General features: G+C 33.3%; 14 protein-coding genes, 1 tRNA gene and 1 pseudogene. 14 read left to right on the top strand and 2 right to left on the bottom strand.

Translation table 11 applies throughout. The features are described 5' to 3' along the window. The first annotated feature begins 651 nt into the window (after positions 1-651). The 14 genes and pseudogenes from K8344_RS06540 to K8344_RS06475 all read left to right on the top strand — a co-directional run bounded on the left by K8344_RS06540 (position 652) and on the right by K8344_RS06475 (position 15,434). Positions 652-4,353 (top strand): RHS repeat domain-containing protein, encoded by a 3,702-nt coding sequence (locus K8344_RS06540; RefSeq protein WP_237607933.1) that lies wholly within the window; start codon positions 652-654, stop codon positions 4,351-4,353. Beyond that, positions 4,353-4,721: a hypothetical protein gene (locus K8344_RS06535; protein WP_237607932.1), complete on the top strand. Its 369-nt coding sequence runs from the start codon at positions 4,353-4,355 to the stop codon at positions 4,719-4,721. The genes K8344_RS06540 and K8344_RS06535 overlap by 1 nt, the downstream gene beginning before the upstream one ends. Before the next feature lie 267 nt (positions 4,722-4,988). Further along, positions 4,989-5,981, top strand: coding sequence for an RHS repeat-associated core domain-containing protein (locus K8344_RS06530; protein WP_237607931.1), 993 nt, complete (start codon positions 4,989-4,991; stop codon positions 5,979-5,981). Then, a complete protein-coding gene (locus tag K8344_RS06525) occupies positions 5,978-6,586 on the top strand; it encodes a hypothetical protein (protein WP_237607930.1) in 609 nt (202 codons plus the stop codon). The genes K8344_RS06530 and K8344_RS06525 overlap by 4 nt, the downstream gene beginning before the upstream one ends. A gap of 61 nt (positions 6,587-6,647) precedes the next feature. Beyond that, positions 6,648-7,613, top strand: coding sequence for a hypothetical protein (locus K8344_RS06520; protein ID WP_237607929.1), 966 nt, complete (start codon positions 6,648-6,650; stop codon positions 7,611-7,613). After that, on the top strand, positions 7,613-8,527 hold the full coding sequence (locus K8344_RS06515; RefSeq protein ID WP_237607928.1) for a hypothetical protein: 915 nt from the start codon (positions 7,613-7,615) through the stop codon (positions 8,525-8,527). The genes K8344_RS06520 and K8344_RS06515 overlap by 1 nt, the downstream gene beginning before the upstream one ends. Before the next feature lie 356 nt (positions 8,528-8,883). After that, positions 8,884-9,825: pseudogene (locus K8344_RS06510) on the top strand (RHS repeat-associated core domain-containing protein); the annotation flags it as partial. Then, the gene (locus tag K8344_RS06505; RefSeq protein ID WP_185099670.1) at positions 9,822-10,313 is read left to right on the top strand and encodes a hypothetical protein; all 492 of its coding nucleotides are present in this window, start codon (positions 9,822-9,824) and stop codon (positions 10,311-10,313) included. The pseudogene K8344_RS06510 and the gene K8344_RS06505, both read left to right, overlap by 4 nt. A 148-nt stretch (positions 10,314-10,461) precedes the next feature. Next, the gene (locus tag K8344_RS06500; protein ID WP_237607926.1) at positions 10,462-11,547 is read left to right on the top strand and encodes an RHS repeat domain-containing protein; all 1,086 of its coding nucleotides are present in this window, start codon (positions 10,462-10,464) and stop codon (positions 11,545-11,547) included. Then, on the top strand, positions 11,534-11,983 hold the full coding sequence (locus tag K8344_RS06495; protein WP_185099672.1) for a hypothetical protein: 450 nt from the start codon (positions 11,534-11,536) through the stop codon (positions 11,981-11,983). Before K8344_RS06500 ends, K8344_RS06495 begins: the two co-directional genes overlap by 14 nt. Positions 11,984-12,083: 100 nt before the next feature. Further along, entirely contained in the window at positions 12,084-13,124 is a 1,041-nt protein-coding gene (locus tag K8344_RS06490) for an RHS repeat-associated core domain-containing protein (RefSeq protein ID WP_237607925.1), read from the top strand. Beyond that, on the top strand, positions 13,108-13,518 hold the full coding sequence (locus K8344_RS06485; RefSeq protein WP_237607924.1) for a hypothetical protein: 411 nt from the start codon (positions 13,108-13,110) through the stop codon (positions 13,516-13,518). Before K8344_RS06490 ends, K8344_RS06485 begins: the two co-directional genes overlap by 17 nt. A gap of 382 nt (positions 13,519-13,900) precedes the next feature. Then, positions 13,901-14,911, top strand: coding sequence for an RHS repeat-associated core domain-containing protein (locus K8344_RS06480; RefSeq protein ID WP_237607923.1), 1,011 nt, complete (start codon positions 13,901-13,903; stop codon positions 14,909-14,911). Continuing rightward, positions 14,904-15,434 carry a hypothetical protein gene (locus K8344_RS06475; RefSeq protein WP_237607922.1) on the top strand — a complete coding sequence of 177 codons (531 nt, stop codon included), beginning with the start codon at positions 14,904-14,906 and terminating at the stop codon, positions 15,432-15,434. Before K8344_RS06480 ends, K8344_RS06475 begins: the two co-directional genes overlap by 8 nt. Here the strand turns inward: K8344_RS06475 and K8344_RS14290 are convergent. Both K8344_RS14290 and K8344_RS06470 read right to left on the bottom strand, forming a co-directional pair. After that, a complete protein-coding gene (locus tag K8344_RS14290; protein WP_420908347.1) occupies positions 15,367-15,774 on the bottom strand; it encodes a helix-turn-helix domain-containing protein in 408 nt (135 codons plus the stop codon). The two genes, K8344_RS06475 and K8344_RS14290, sit on opposite strands and share 68 nt — an antisense overlap. Positions 15,775-16,317: 543 nt before the next feature. After that, a tRNA-Met gene (locus K8344_RS06470) sits at positions 16,318-16,390 on the bottom strand. Between the last annotated feature and the right edge of the window lie 407 nt (positions 16,391-16,797).

Below are 16,797 nucleotides of genomic sequence, written 5' to 3'. Positions count from 1 at the left end.
GTCTTCTTACTTAGTAGCGGGAACTGGACTTACTTCGACTGCGCTCAGCATAAACTTCTCGTCCTGTTCTGAAAAGATATATTCAAAAAAAAAAAAGACCTCACATTTATAGTGAAGTCTTCTTACTTAGTAGCGGGAACTGGACTCGAACCAGTGACCTTCGGGTTATGAGTTTAGATAACTTTATAACTACAATTTTTCAAGACTGACATTCAGCAACTTAGATTACTTGAATTTACTTAAATATTAAAATCTAGGTACGGTTCTAGGTACTGTTTCAAAGTGTCGAAATTTAAAAATTCTCCAATTAGATGGTTATGATTAAGTGGTCTTGTAATGTTACTTTTCTGCTAATTCAATTTTAATAATATTTAAATTCAATTCCTAGTTATAAATTTTTCACCTTAACAGGCTCCACAAATCATAATTCAACTATCTGACATTACTGTATAACTCTCAAATTTATCAAAATATTTCCTAAATATAATTCCCTCAGCTTGAAAAGGTTTACTAGTTATATCGTTGTAATACCTTTAGAATTTAATTATTCACCTCATATAAATTGTTGTTAAAGTCTTCGAGTATAAAAATTTTGTCAAATTCAGATTTCACACTATATTTTATATTTTTGTCAATTAAATAGGAGCTCCTATGAGAATTGTTTTTGGAATGCTTACCAACAATACAAAACTTCATAATATTAAGCTAGTAGATTATAATGGAGGAGCAATTCCTAACGAACAATTTAGTTATACGTATTATGACGAATTGGGAAGAATAAAAGAAACAGGTGAAGTTTTACCACCTTATCAGGAATTTAATATAACAGAAGAAGGCCGATTACACAAACAAGGTCTTGCTGTTAATGGCTTCCCTGAAACATATTCAAGAAGAGAAGTAACACGCACTCATTATGATAAATATCCATTTTTCAATCCAAACGACCTCTTTTTGGATCATAACCTACTTACTTTAAGAAATCGCGTAAGTGCAATACTGTATTATAATTTAATGGGAGCGTCAGGTGGAGCAGTAGTTTATCCCCTTGACAATGCAATATTTTATAATTATGATATCCATGGAAATGTAAAAGAGTTGGTAAATTATTATGCTGATCTTTATAGTCCAAATAATGATAATAAACATTTAAAAAGGGTAAGTTATGATTATGATCTTATAAGTGGAAACGTTAAAAAAGTCACATTTCAAAAAGATAAAGCAGATCAATTTATACATCGTTATAATTATGATGCAGATAACAGAATAACCGCTGTACAAACATCTAAAGATGGCAACATTTGGGAAAATGACGCATCCTATCAATACTATGAACACGGTCCTTTGTCAAGGATTGAAATTGGCGATAAGAAAGTTCAGGGTATGGATTACGTTTATACCCTTCAAGGATGGTTAAAGTCTGTAAATGGCGAACAAATTAAAAACCCATTAAACGATTTTGGAAAAGATGGTATATCCAGTTCTCTTGTAGCTAGGGACGCTTTTGGATACTCATTGGGATATTTTGAAAACGACTATAAGGCCATAAGTAATAATGTAAATGGAAATTTTCCCATCTCAAATGCAAACCCGTACGGTAAAAACTTATACAATGGTAATATAAAGCAAATGGTCACAGACTTGCGTATTTCTGAAAACTCTATGGCTCGCTCTCAGATTAACAATTATCAGTATGATCAATTGAATAGGATTAAACGAATGACATCCAAGTCACTGGCAAACGAATTTTCAGACCCAAACCAGTCTATACCTAGCTATGCATCAAGTTATAGCTATGATAAAAATAGAAATTTATTACATCTTTCAAGAGATGTTTTAAGTGGAACTGCCCTCGCTCGAATGGATTCATTAGCCTACAACTATAAAGCCATAAATAATCAACTTACTTTAGTTAATGATGATATTTCTAGTAACACATACGCTGTAGATATTGATGATCAAGAAGCTGCGCTTGGTATAAGTTATGATGAAATGAATGAATTAACCCATAACTATATATATGATGAAATTGGACAATTAATAGAAGACAAAACAGAAAACATACGCATCTCTTGGAGAGTAGACGGTAAAGTTAAAAAAATTGAGAAATACGCTCCAACTTCGCAAGATGCATCAGTGGAGACTATCACATTTAATTATGATGGCTTAGGAAATAGAGTTTCTAAAAGTGTTAAGGTTAATGCTTCATCTGAAATTGTCACAACTCGTTATGCTCGTGATGCACAGGGAAATGTACTTAGTGTTTTTGAAACTAAAGCCAACCGAGAACAATATGAAAACAACCGCTTTTATAGTTATCTTACCAAAGAACACCATATTTACGGTAGTAGTAGGTTAGGTATTGAAGAGAAAATAAATCCGAGCTTTGTCCAGGATGCTACATCCTCTCCTGTGGTGCAAACCCCGGCAAATGAATTAGCATTGGAATTAGGAAATAATAAATATGGCGAATGGTCTGTGGGTAGCATTACAGACGAATTTTCTCATACTCCTGTTAATTATGATGTGTCAATGAAAATAAAATTAACAGAGGCTTTAAGTGTTAATGACTCTATAATGGTAAGTCAAATTGCCTTTGTTAATACCGTTGATGATCCTGTAGGACACAGCAATCGTTTAAATAAACTAAAAACATATATAAAAAATCAAGGTGGTAACTATTATCTTTCTTTCTTTTTAAGTAGTATCATCCCAAATGAATCGGAAGAACAAATTAAGATTGATATTGATTCAGGTAATGGTATAAGTCAATCTATAATGAATTCAGAGGGTTTAAATTTACGATTTAATACTGCATTTACACCGTCTGCAGATAATACTTTTATCACAGTAAATGATTCTGTCTTTGATGTATCAAGTGGTGTGAACATTGCACGAACAAACCCCACGCCACCACCTTCGATTGATTTAAATACCCCTTCCATTATAGGTGGAACTTATAGTAAAAGATTTCAATTAAAAGATTTTTCATATAAATTAACTACAAGTCAAAATACCATTGAAGATACTTTTTCAATGCAAGAAGGAACTGGCAACCCAATCTCTAAAGATAGTATTACAATGCCATTAACGGTAAATGAAAATCCTTGGGTTGTTAATGTATTAGATGATGCTTCCATCTCCAGAACTCATTACAGAGATATAGGTAATAGACGTTATGAGTTAACCAATCATCTAGGAAATGTTCTAAGTGTGGTGAGTGACAAAAAAATTCCTATCTTAGCAGGAGGTTCATTAAGTTATTTTAATGCGGACATTAAAGCTTATAACGATTACTACCCCTTCGGCATGTTGCTGCCAGGGCGGCATGCGAACACTGGGGGTTACCGGTATGGATTCAATGGAAAGGAAGCTGATAATGAAATAAAGGGTGAAGGAAACAGTTATGATTTTGGAGCAAGAATGCAAGACCCCAGGAGCGGTAGATGGTTCAGTTTGGACAAGCAGCCTAAAGCTGACCAATCAAATTATGTTTTTTCAAGAAACAACCCTATTATTTTCAAAGATCCTGATGGGAAAGATGACTATTATTTCGATATTTTGACCAAAGCAATTTATATAATTAGAAATGGAGAACCTAACAGATATTTCCTTACAGATTATATATACCAAAGTTTTCCAGGTTCACCCTTATTATTTGGTACTCCTGTTACAACCCAGCATAGTATTAATTCTAAAGAGATTAGGAGCAAAACAATAAATGGGAATAGTGTGTTTATAGATGCACTGAATCATTCTGCAAGCTCAGAGCACCGTAAGAATACATACGATTCATACCAAAGTTTTGACCCAGGCAATGTACTGGTGGGCACCTTGGCAGTTCCCGCGGTCATTATCGGTGCCGCAGTAGCAGCCCCAGCCGTTGTTGGGGAGCTTGCCCTAGTTGCTGAATCGGCCACAATTTGGCAGAGTGCGTTAAGTAGTGGTTTTACAATTAATTCTACCAGCGCAGCCGTAGTAGGTGGTACCTCAAGCTTTTTCGGACAATATATAGGGCACGACTTTAGTCTTGATAATATAGATTATGGAGATGTTGGTTTAAGTACAATATCCGGCGGTTGGGCATCGATTTTTGCGCAAGCCTATACCAATTTTACACTTGAGAATGGACCTACAACAAATAGTGTTCAAACAACTGCTTTAGAAATCACCTTGGGGTCAACTAGAGTTGGCCTTAGCAAAGAACTTAATAATGCCGGAAGTGATTTATTTAATCTATCCCCATCTTTAGGTACTTTTATGGAATCATTAGGCAATACCGCTTTAGAAGCAGGAACTAACGTAGTAGGGCAAGGGATTGAAAATACAAGTGATAACAAAGATGATAGGCCATAATGAATTTGAAATCAGGTAGCCAAAAATACGTAGTGCTAATAGTTTTATTACTGTTTGGGATACTTATGGTTTATAGATATAATTATGTAAATGAAATTAATAAAAACCCTGTAGCAGTTGTAGGTAAAGTTTATAAAATCTCGATCTCAAAATATACTGTTCATAATGTAAAATATATATATTATTATAAAAACCATTCATATGAAGGCTCAAGTAAGGTCGATTCTGAGGGGAATGAAAGATATATAGGTAATTTTTACGAAGTAACAATTTCAAAAGAAGACCCAAAAAAAAATCAAATCAACTTAAATAAACAAATATTCGATACTACAGAAATAACTAAATCAGGTTTTAATGTCAAAAGATAAGCTTAGAAACGAGATAATCGTAGCAATAATTTTAGGAATAGTGATCTATATGATATTGTCATTAGCTTTTAAATAAAACCTGTTAAAAACCTAATCTATCTCGTTTAGCACCCCCATTAGGGTGGCCTTGAACCTGCGTTTTGAGATAAAAGAATCGAGGATGGCAAAGATGGTAGCTTTATCTTTTTCATCAACCTAAAATTTTTCTTGATAAAACCTTACTTTTAACCCCACGTTCTTTCACATAAAAAACACGCTCCCTTCGGCATGTTACAGCCGGGGCGGCATGCGAACACATCTGACTATCGTTATGGGTTTCAGGGGCAGGAGATGGATGATGAGGTAAAGGGAGAAGGAAATTCACTTAATTATACCTATAGAATGCATGATTCGAGGGTTGGAAGGTTCTTTGCTGTTGATCCTTTGTTTAAGGAATATCCTTGGAATTCATCATATGCATTTTCAGAAAACAGAGTAATTGATGGTATAGATTTAGAAGGTTTAGAATTTTATTTCACTTCTAAAGGACAGAAATTAGGAAAATTTGGAAATGATAACACTATAAAGGTTTTAAACGATCATTATGTAGAAAAAAAAGGAATAGATAATATTAGAATGAATATCCAAAAGGATGGTAAGCCTGGTTCTAATTTAAACTACATGCTGGATTTTGAAAGTAAATCATTAATGCTAAACGATAATGAAACAGTATCAAAAGTAGCTACTTCTATATATAAAAAGGAAGGATTAGGAAATAAAATTAAACTATATAATGATCAAATAAGTGTTGAAAGCGAAGTTAAAAATATAGATCATTATAATTATTCTGATAATATGAAGGTAAAAATAGCAAAAAAACCTCATACTGCTCAAGCTTTTGGTGAAATGAATAGTAATACTGGTGCAGTGGGAATTACGAAATATTATAAATATAATAACTATTATGATCTTTTAAGTGATTTATTTCACGAAAATCGTCATCTCGAATATAATGCGAATGGTTATCAAACTTCAGGAGTAAATGAGATAAGTGTTTATATGGATCAGTTTAAACATGATTCTTGGGGAAAAACTACATCAAGTTTTAAATATATTACAAAAAAATCTTTTATATCCTATATTAATATGGGTACAAATTTTATCCAAAGCGCAGATTATATTAATACAATGAAAGGACAATATGAGAAATTATTTGATACGAAATTAGAATTCAATAAGGATTCAGGCAATTGGAATGATCCTAATAATATTCCAGAATGAGAATTTTAAAATATTTTTTTTTACTTATCTTGATAATCTCCTGTGTAGAGAAGGAAAATAAATTAGACTATAGTTTATCTTTACAGTCTTTAGATATTTTTCTATATAACGAAGATTGCAATTTGGCTCATCCTAATCCACTTTTACTTTCATCTTATAGTTTTAACATCAAAGTACTAAATATTACTATGGACTCAATAATTGTAAGTTTTAATAATCCTATAGCTAAATTAATAAACAGTAATAACAATGTCTATGATTTAGAACTTTTTAAAAAAGATAATAATATTGTCATTTATGAAAAAGTGAATAACAGTTTTATTATACCTCCAAATGGATATACAATTCTGCATCTACGAGATAAAAATTCATCAAATTTTAGCTTTATTAAATTTGAAGAAGAAATCAAAAGGAAAAAGATTTTCAAGTCTAAAATTGTATTCAATGAAATTGTTGAGGACAGAGATACGACTTCTGTTTTAAAAGTATCCAATCATTTAAAGATAAATTATTTTATTGATGACTCTCAAGCTTCTAAAAATGATACGATTAAATTTTGCGATTACGCTAAGCATCCTCCAGTTTCTAATAATGATATAAATTAACCTCAACTAAAAAAATAAACTTTAAGAACGTTCTTTCACATAAACACCCCATTCCTTCGGCATGTTACAGCCAGGGCGGCATGCGAACACATCTGACTATCGTTATGGGTTTCAGGGGCAGGAGATGGATGATGAGGTAAAAGGTGAAGGAAATAGCTTAAATTATACTTTTAGGATGCACGGTCCGAGAGTTGGAAGGTTCTTTGCTGTTGACCCACTGGCACACGAATATCCTTGGAATAGTTCCTATGCCTTTAGCGAGAATAGAGTTATTGATGGCGTGGAATTGGAAGGTTTGGAGTTTAAAGTAGTTAAAGAGCAAATACCAGGAACATATAAACACAAAATATCTGTTGTATACGACAAAACAATTGAATTTGGTGTAATAAGAACTTCTGTTTCTAATATGAAAGCTCTCAATTTTGGAGGCTCAACAACGGAACAGTTTGCTTTTAGATTTAATCCTAACAAGAAAGAATCTCAAGTTATGGTTGGACAGTTGTCATCACCATTATTACATAACGGAGTAAATCTAATAAATCCAACAGCATTAAGTGGGGCTTTAAAAACTAGCATAAATAATAAAATGGGTGAGATTTCTGCTGATTTAGATAAAGAAGTAGGAGTTTTAAAAACAAATATAAAAGAAGAGACTATATCAGCTAGAGGTAAAAAAGGAATACTTGGTATGGATTTTTCTGCTACTGTTGAAGTTAAAAATCAAGAGATGCTTGAAAGTTATTCTTTTGAGGTTATAGTAACTATTGAAGCGGAAAACATTGATACTGATTTTATTAATGATTTAGTAGAAAAACTACCTTCAAATTATAAAGTTGATTATATTCAAAACGCACCCGAACAGACTTTAGGGACTTTTAAAGTCGATAGGGAGAATAATCCAAGTGGCATAAAAATTGATTATGATGTTCAACCAGTTAAAAAAGTCAATATAGTTAAATCTGAAAGGACTTTAAAATCTGTGACAGATGAGACCAATGATGTGACTGTTGAAAAACCAAAGGAATAATGATAAGTAATATTAAATTAATTTGTTTTTTGTTTTTATTGAGTTTTGGTAATGCTAGTTGTCAAAATTCAATGAATGGTGATGAGATGGCAGGATTTAATAGTTACTTTAAATCATTAAAAAAACCTTTACTCATAGATGATATTGCCGTTAAGTACTCAAAAAATAAGGTAATAGCGTATAGCGTATTAAAGAAATATATAAAAGATTCTAGTGGCCAACCACTTATTACGATTGATAATGAGAAATATCATCTTTTTCAAGCAATAGGAACAAAAAAAATTAACGATAGTATTAGTTGCTATTTCTTTTCTCATAGAACTAACGTGAATAATGATTACGATGCTTATATTGCCGTTTTCAATAAGAACAATCTAACAGATTTTAGGAGTGTATATTCTAATTCCACGGATGGTTTTGGGTCAATTTTTATCGATACAAAATATTCTTTATTCAAAGCTAACGATTCAACTTTTTATGATTACTATAAAATAAATAATCAAGGGTTTATATTTGAAGATGAAAAAAAAACAAAAGTTGAAAACATTGATTTTGTAAGAGAAAACCCTTATATTTTAAAGTTAAATGCCAAGTTTTACAGAGACGGTAAAGTGCTTTTAAAGGTCAACCAAATTAAAGGTGAAAAAACTAAACAAGCTTTAAGAAATATTGCAGAAAAAGACTTGATATTAAAGCAAAGTTTTTTTATTGATAGTACTTGGAAGGATGAAGTAACGGAATTAATCTACTTAAATTTATTGAGTTCCAAAGACGAAATAAGTTTTAAGAATGTATATGAAGTTATCGAGGATAAGTACAGTAATAATAAGTGGATAGAGAATATACCTCTTTCAGAATATTTTATAATGCCAAATGGCAAAGAGGTTGTAAAGGAATATACTCTAAAAAATTAGTTTTTTCTTAAAAACCAAAACTTCTAAATATTATTGGATTGACAAGAATGGATAAAACGTTGATGAAATTAAAAAAAAGCTACCGTAAAAAGTAGCTTTTTTTGCGTTCAGGAGTTCACAAGATTCTGCGAATTATCCTTCATTTTCTTCTTTGAGACAAGCGAATCAATAAGTATATAATTGACTTCTTCTCGTTATTGCTTAGTCCATCCATCCCCTGGCAGTTATGCAAAGCGAGCTTATTTTTTCATCTTAATTAAAAAAATCATATCTTTCAGTCAAGTTCTTTCACATAAAAACACACTCCCTTCGGCATGTAACAGCCAGGGCGGCATGCGAACACTCCGGACTACCGCTACGGCTTCCAGGGACAGGAGATGGACGATGAGATCAAGGGGGAGGGGAACAGCCTGAACTATACCTTTAGGATGCACGATCCGAGGGTGGGGAGGTTCTTATCAATAGACCCTTTAGACTCAAGCTATCCTTGGAACAGTCCTTATGCTTTTTCTGAAAATAGAGTTATTGACGGTATTGATTTAGAGGGCAGAGAATTTTATTTTACTGCGGACGGTGTCTTGATAGGTCGAGTAAACAAGTCTTCGGAAATGAGAGTTATTGAATCATATTATTTGGAAGAAAAAATGATTTCAAAAGTTAGAGATGAAATTGATCAAGTTAATGCTGGAGCTGATGATGGTCAATTGTATTTTTATGGATCATATTCTACACAGAGAGCATCAGATGAAGTTTTTGGAAATATTGCCACAACGGTTTATACCCAGAATCAAACTTTAAATTTAGGATCGCAACTACCGCCTCTTTTTAATAATAAGATATCAGTAAATGGTAATAATGTTTACGAAGGTTATAAAGCCCAGGGAGCAGCAGTTGCAGAAGCTAGTCTTTATGAAGACAAGAATGGAAACAAATCAACATTTATAAATTTTTATGATAAAACCGGAAACTATTATGAACTATACAATACCCTTCTTCATGAACGAACCCATCCTCTTGATAAATTGAAAGGAATAGAAACAGGAAGTGCGATTAGACATTTTGAAATTCATAAAATGGAAGTGCTTGATAAAAGTTGGAAACATACATCAGAGGGCTATAAATTGAATTCAAAATCCGCTTTATTAAAATACATCAATTATATGTCAGAAAATGTAACTGGGGAATATGCTAATCATTATCGTAAAATCCAAAATGAATCAATTGATTGGTATGAAAGTTTCTTTGACACAAATTTAGAGTTTGATTCAACTTCATTGAATTATAAAGAAGAAGAATGATGAAAACATATGCTCTCCTTTTTCTTTTAATATGTGTTCAGTGCAAAAATAAAAATGATTGTAAGGAAGGAATTGGTAATAAATCATTTGAGATCTCTAAAATATATTTTATAAGGGATAGTATTTTTGTTGATAATGATTCAAAAATCAAATTTATTTTATCCACAAAAAATGATTTCTTAAACGAATATGTTAAAAACAATAGTCCTTTAAGAATTAATATTGTTCTATCAGGAAAAAAACTCGAACTTAACCAATTAGGAAGAATTCGGTACAGCGAGAACGACGGATATATAGAAATAGTTACGACTGCACCTCTTTATCGAAAAAACAATGATGATTTCTTTTCAGATAATAAAAAAATATTTCAATCTATAGAATGTCTTAGTTTTATTATGGGAACCAAGAACTATCCGTTAAGAAGAGTAAAATCAATGGAATATTTGAATTTTGAACAAGGAATAGAAAGAGATAAGAAATCAAATTAAAGGTTTTTTATTTTGATAATCTCCTAGTGAAGAAGTATAAAAAGAGATTATCATACCGGGTGGGCGACCGCGCTATGAATTGAGCATCCACTTGGGCAATATCTGAGCGTGTAAGCGATAAAAAAATCCCTACCTTAGCCTTAGTTCTTTGAGTTATTTTAATGCGGATATTAAGGCGTATAATGATTATTACCCCTTCGGAATGCTTCTGCCGGGGCGGCATGCAAACACTCCCGATTACCGCTACGGCTTCCAAGGGCAGGAGATGGATGATGAGATTAAAGGTGTTCCGGGAAGCTCTTTAAACTATACTTTTAGGATGCACGATCCTAGGGTAGGGAGGTTTTTAAGCCTAGATCCTTTATCTGCGCAATATCCTTATAATAGTCCATTTGCCTTTGCAGAAAATAGGGTTATTGACGGGACAGAACTTGAAGGTCTTGAATTTTATGATTCTGATGAAGCGCTAGTTGAAATTAAGTATGGAATAAATCAGATAAGAGTTCAAAATCTTTCTGGGTCTGGAAGATTGATGTTGTCCGATCCTGTATACGATAAACAAGGCATTCCTACAGGTGAAAGAACATGGAAAGGTGATGTTATTCTGGGAAATAGTATTTCAATAAGTACACAATCAACAGACTCTTATAATAGTTTACTTGCATCAAATCAACTCCGTAAGACTTTTGCTGGTTTGCAGCCAGGATCTCAGTCGTCGGATTTACGCTCAATAGCAGCAAGTACCAATATGCCAGATTTGAGACAAACCACAAGGAAGAATGTTGGTGGCGGACTTCAGACTGGTGGTTCTGCTAAAGGCGCAGTAGCTGTATTAATAGTTGAAGCTACAAATTTCACTTTACAGAAACTAAATAATTACTATGCTCAGAATGATTTAGATTTAATTAAATTACATCATGAAACTCTAATGGATAAGGTTTTGCCAGCAATCAAAGCTGCTCTTAGTAAAGAAAATCAAACATACATTGCGCCACATTTAGTAAATATATCTGATTTATCTAAAATTGCTAATGTTATATTGTTTGGAGGAGATGGTACTTTTGAAGAAGATGAAATAATGCAAGCAGGAATGAGAATATACTATGAACTTACAGAAGAAGGACAGCGGGATAAAATGAAACTGGATAATTTAAAAAATAAGGCTCCTATCAATGAAATTGAAAATGGAAACAAGGAAAAAGATAATACCAACATAGAAAATGAAAAACCTTAATAGTATTTTGATGAAATCGACATTTATTTTATTAATCTTTATCTTATTAGTTGGGTGTAGTAGTAATAAAAGAAATTTAACGAATAAATTTTATGGTCAGTGGGCAATTGAGGATATGATTTATAATAACAATAGTTTTAAGGAAAAATTAAATATAAATTTCATGGTATTTAATAAAGAAAATAAAATATCACTTCCAGAATCCGAGAAAGGAAAAAAAGATACAAATTCCAAATGGTCTATAATTGAGAAAGACCAAACAAGAAATATGTTGCTCATAGAAACTGGTAATAAACCTTTTCAAGGATTATATAAAGTAAATTTTATTAAGGATAAAAAAAAGAAACTTGTCGGTATCGAATTAATCTCGGATAGTACATATATTAAAGCATTTAAGTTTTTTCAAAATTTTGATGAAGTTGAAAGGAATTGGTGATAAATAGAGTTCTTACTTTACTCTCTCAAAATTTTCAAATTATATTCTTGATTTATTTTTTTTTATTTCGATCATTGACATAAAATGCTATCCCTTCGGCATGCTCCTGCCTGGAAGGCATGCGAACACTGGGGATTACCGTTACGGCTTTCAGGGGCAGGAGATGGATGATGAGATAAAAGGCGAGGGAAATTCCCTGAACTATACCTTTAGGATGCACGACCCACGTGTGGGCAGGTTTTTTGCTACAGATCCATTGGCTAAAATGTATTCATTTAACAGTCCATATGCATTTAGCGAGAACTCTACAATTGCCTATTTAGAATTGGAAGGATTGGAGAAGATTAGCTATACTGCCTATAAGATACAGAGTGGGGACACATTTATTGGCTTAGAAAATGAGTATTCATTACCAAGTGGTTTATTGTCAGAAATCAATCCTAACTTAAACCCCTCCTATCTTCAGGTTGGTCAAACAATAGAATTCGGCACTAATATGGGGAGTATGGTTATGGTCGGTAATAATACCCCAATTAGTGAGGGGAGTTTGGCACCACCACCAAGAGAGACAAATAATATTCGAGAAATAAGACAATTACAAGCGGAGGCATTTTCGGCTGAATTTGATTTAGGGGCTCAATCGATAGCTCCAGGAAGCACTAGTGACTTTTGGCTCAACGATGCACCATTGACTATGGCTTTTCCAATGATAGCTTCAAATCCAGGAGGTGTAATATATAGCTCTCAGAGTCTTTGGGCAATAGGAGGAAAAAGTGTGATTAGTGGTGCAGCCCAAGCTGTTTTTAATGATGGTACAATAAATACTTATTCACTTCTTGGAGATGCTCTGATGACACCTGGTGCGGGTTCTTTATTTGGGAGCTCCTTTGAATCTAATTACAGTCTGTCAGAGTTTGAATATTTAGGGGGGAGAAGTATTTTAGATGGTTCTAAATCATTAGACCAAGTCAGCAGAGAAACACTTACGGGCACTCTTTTCGGGAGCAAAACGAATCTTTTCTCAAAATATTTATCAGATCCCACTAGCAAGACTTTAGGGGAAATGACTCTTGAGTTTTCAAATCAAATGGGAAGTTATGGTTCCCAAAAAGCCTTAAACGAGAATGCGGAAAAACAATAATATATATAAGATAATTATTCTAATGGTTATTGTTAGTGTTTTGCTCTACTATTTTATAGGCGCAAATCTTCGACAAAATAGTTTGAAAGCTGAAAATGTTAATTTTACAATTGCAGAAATAAAAGATGTTGAATATGGAGCTCGTGTAGCGCCTTGGTTTAATTTTCAATTTTATGCAAATGATAATAAAATTATTGAAGGCAAATATCACTTATCTAAGAACAAACAATTGAGTGTTCAGGATTATGATTCTTTAAAAAGATACATAGGAAAGAAGTATATCGTTAAATACAGCAAAAAAAACCCGTCTTTTAATGAAATATACCTACAGAAACAAGTGCCGGATAGTCTATATAATTGTGTAGGGTGTCAATGGGATAAGATGCCTTATTAGCTAATGCAGTTTTTTAAATTTCCCGTTTTATCATTCGTAGAGCTAACACAAAAACTGTCTTAAAGAATGGTGTTTGCTATTTAAGAAGCATATGCCTTCTGTGTCTTATAATCCCTTACATAAGCATCAATAACCTTTAGCAGAGCTTGTTTTACAGTATCAGGCATACTGTCAATATCCTTAAAGTATTTTAGCAGCATCATCCTTAAAGGCGTTGCTGCCCTCCCCGTCCAAAAGAAAGTCGGTAGAGACCATCAAAGTATTTACAATCTTGGAATCGGTTTAAAAAAAATTATATCACTTCAATTTATTTAGGAACTTTTATTTATAAGTCCTTACCTTTAACCCACGTTCTTTCACATAATAACACGCTCCCTTCGGCATGTTGCAGCCCGGGCGGCATGCGAACACCTCTGACTATCGCTATGGCTTCCAGGGCCAGGAGATGGATGATGAGATAAAGGGTGATGGGAATTCCCTGAACTATACATTCAGGATGCACGACCCGAGGGTGGGTAGGTTTTTTGCGGTTGATCCATTGACAAAGAAGTATCCTGATTATTCCCCATATAGTTTTAGTGGTAACAAGGTTATTGCATATACTGAACTTGAAGGGGAAGAAGAAGTGTCCTATGTAGAAAAACTTGACTATAACGGAGATGCTTTTGATTACTTAATTGCCGTACCAAATGCAGCCATAACAATAAATAATTCAGTAAACGTTATTTGGAACAGTGGGGTCGCGACGGTCAAGAAGATCTATCACGATGGGATTTTTGGTTATGGGGAAGCTGTTGTACAAGAAGCTGTAGCTACTGGGGAAGGTATTACTGATTCTACAGGGATACTGTACGACTATACCGTAAACACGCCAGCCAAACAACAATTGAAGGATTTAGGAGAAAAAGTTTCAAGCCCTGAATTTTTTGAAGGTAGTCTGGCCTTTATAGGAGAGGCCTATGTGGGATCCAAATTTATCGGTCCAAAATTGCCCGTAAAGAACACGTCCCCTGAGATTTCTTCGATTGATGACATCCCTCAGATTATTAAAAATAAGTCTGCTGGTGATGCAGCTAGAGATAATATAGCAAAGCGATATCCGGGGAGTAAAATAGAACAATTTAGACCTACAAATGATGGGGCAAGATTTTTTGATGTCCTTACACCCGATGGTATTGCAATTGAGTCCAAAGTGGGCAGAACTGGTTTGACCACGGGTAAAGATGGCACATTGAGACAGTTGCTAAAAGACAAAGAACTTTTGGATACCGGTATAGTTCCAGAGGTTTGGTGGAAATTTTCTAGGAGCTCAACCACTGGTAAAATTGGACCAACTCCTAAATTGAAAGTTGCCTTAGAAGACGCAGGTATAAAAATAGTGATAAATGAATAGTAGATTTTTTGATAATTACGAAATTTTTGACCCTAAGATAAATGCACCTTTAGAAACCCTAAGTCGTAGGGAAGCCGAATGTCATTTCAAGCTTTACGTAGAGAGTTGGCAAAGTCGATTAGTAGAATTACAAAAGGTTTTAAACCATTTTAGTATTAATTTAGATTATAGTCTTAGATCTATTGAAGAAATAGACAAAGTTTTTGCAAGCTTGATAGCTGTAGATGATTTGACTGGTAATTCTATAACACCCGAATCTTTTTCCATTTGTAATGATTTAAGTCTTTATTTTGCAGGTTTTTTGCTAAAAAATTGTAATAAGTTGAAGTGGGAACTAAATACTGATTTAAAGGACTGGTCATATCACAGACCCGTTTTAAGGGGTTTTAATGTAAAGAATAAAAAATACTATATTGACTTCGATCTTATGCTTTGTCAGTATGCACATTACTTAATTAAAAACGGAATAAAGAAGGGACAGATTTTAAGAATGGTAGAATCTGCCTTGAATAATTGTAATTAAGTATATATAAAAATAACTCAACTATTGGGAAAGAAAACAAAAAAGGGAAAGGCTGATAGGCTTTTTTATTGCGCCAGTTTTTGCGTAAGGTCAGCTTTGAGGACAAAGGCAGAAAGGAAATCCTTAACGGTTTCCTTTTGTTTTTTAGAGAGTTTTTGAGCCTTGTTGAACAAGGTAAGCAAGTCCGTATCTTAAAATGGCATCTAGAGTATTTCATTTTGCCAATAACCAATCTGTCCAGAGAAATCTTCAGCACTTCCGCCATACGCTTGGCAACTTCAAGGGGCGGAATCGAAAGATTGCGCTCGTACTTGGAAAGGTTGGTAACATGGACAGAAATCTTACCTGCAAATATTTTCTACGCAAAACCTTTTTCACTTTTTAATATAGAACCGAAATCGCTCATAGTTATTAAACTTGTTAACACGTCCAAAAATGATTAAACGCCGTACAAATTACAAATTTTAGCGATTGCATTGTTTTTTCCGTTTTTTTTGGTAGTACTTACTTTGTTGTCATATTACCCAAATTTTAGATTAAACAATATTTGAGCAGAAACCAAACGGAAGATAAAATTTTGGCTCAAAAGTAAACGAAATAAATAGAGAGGACGAACGGTTTAAGCCGTAGTCTTTTTATAGGAATATTTTACGATTTTATATTTCGGTAATATTGTATGATAATAAACTCTCTATTACGCAAAACTGATGACTATAACTTCTTAAAATTTATTAAAACGATTAAAATAATAGGGGTTAAAATCAGATGTAGGTAATCTTCATCAATTAAAATGAAATTTTTAAAATCAAACTATTCTGTACTTATTCTGTACTATACTAAACAAAAAAGCCCTCACATTTCTGTGAAGGCTTGTCTTTACTAGTAGCGGGAACAGGACTCGAACCTGTGACCTTCGGGTTATGAGCCCGACGAGCTACCTACTGCTCTATCCCGCGATATGGGTTTTCAATATTTCATCTTTAGCTTTTAACTTTCGGTTCATAATGCCGACTGAAATATTGGACTGCAAAGATACAAACCTTTTACTAGTTTGCAAATAAAATTCCGAAGAAAATTAAAGTATTTTACATCCGCCTGCTAAATAGCTTATTTTGACTGGTGTTGACGAATAAAATCAGGAATAAAATAAGAAAGAGGGATTATCGCGAAGCTAAAAGCATCCCAATACACCCACTGCTCCCCAACAGCAGGTGTAATCGGTAGCTTAATTATGGTAAAAAAACCAAAATCTAAACGTTAACAAGTTAAAATATTATCAACTATATAATGACATTGCAAATATAGCGTCAATATTTTATTGATTTCGACCTAATGTATAAACGTATCTAAAAATTGGATAAAC

The sequence above is a fragment of the Aequorivita xiaoshiensis genome (assembly GCF_022008395.1).
GTDB lineage: Bacteria > Bacteroidota > Bacteroidia > Flavobacteriales > Flavobacteriaceae > Aequorivita > Aequorivita xiaoshiensis.
Note: the sequence above shows the minus strand (reverse complement) of the source record. Positions and strands in the feature narration are given on the sequence as shown.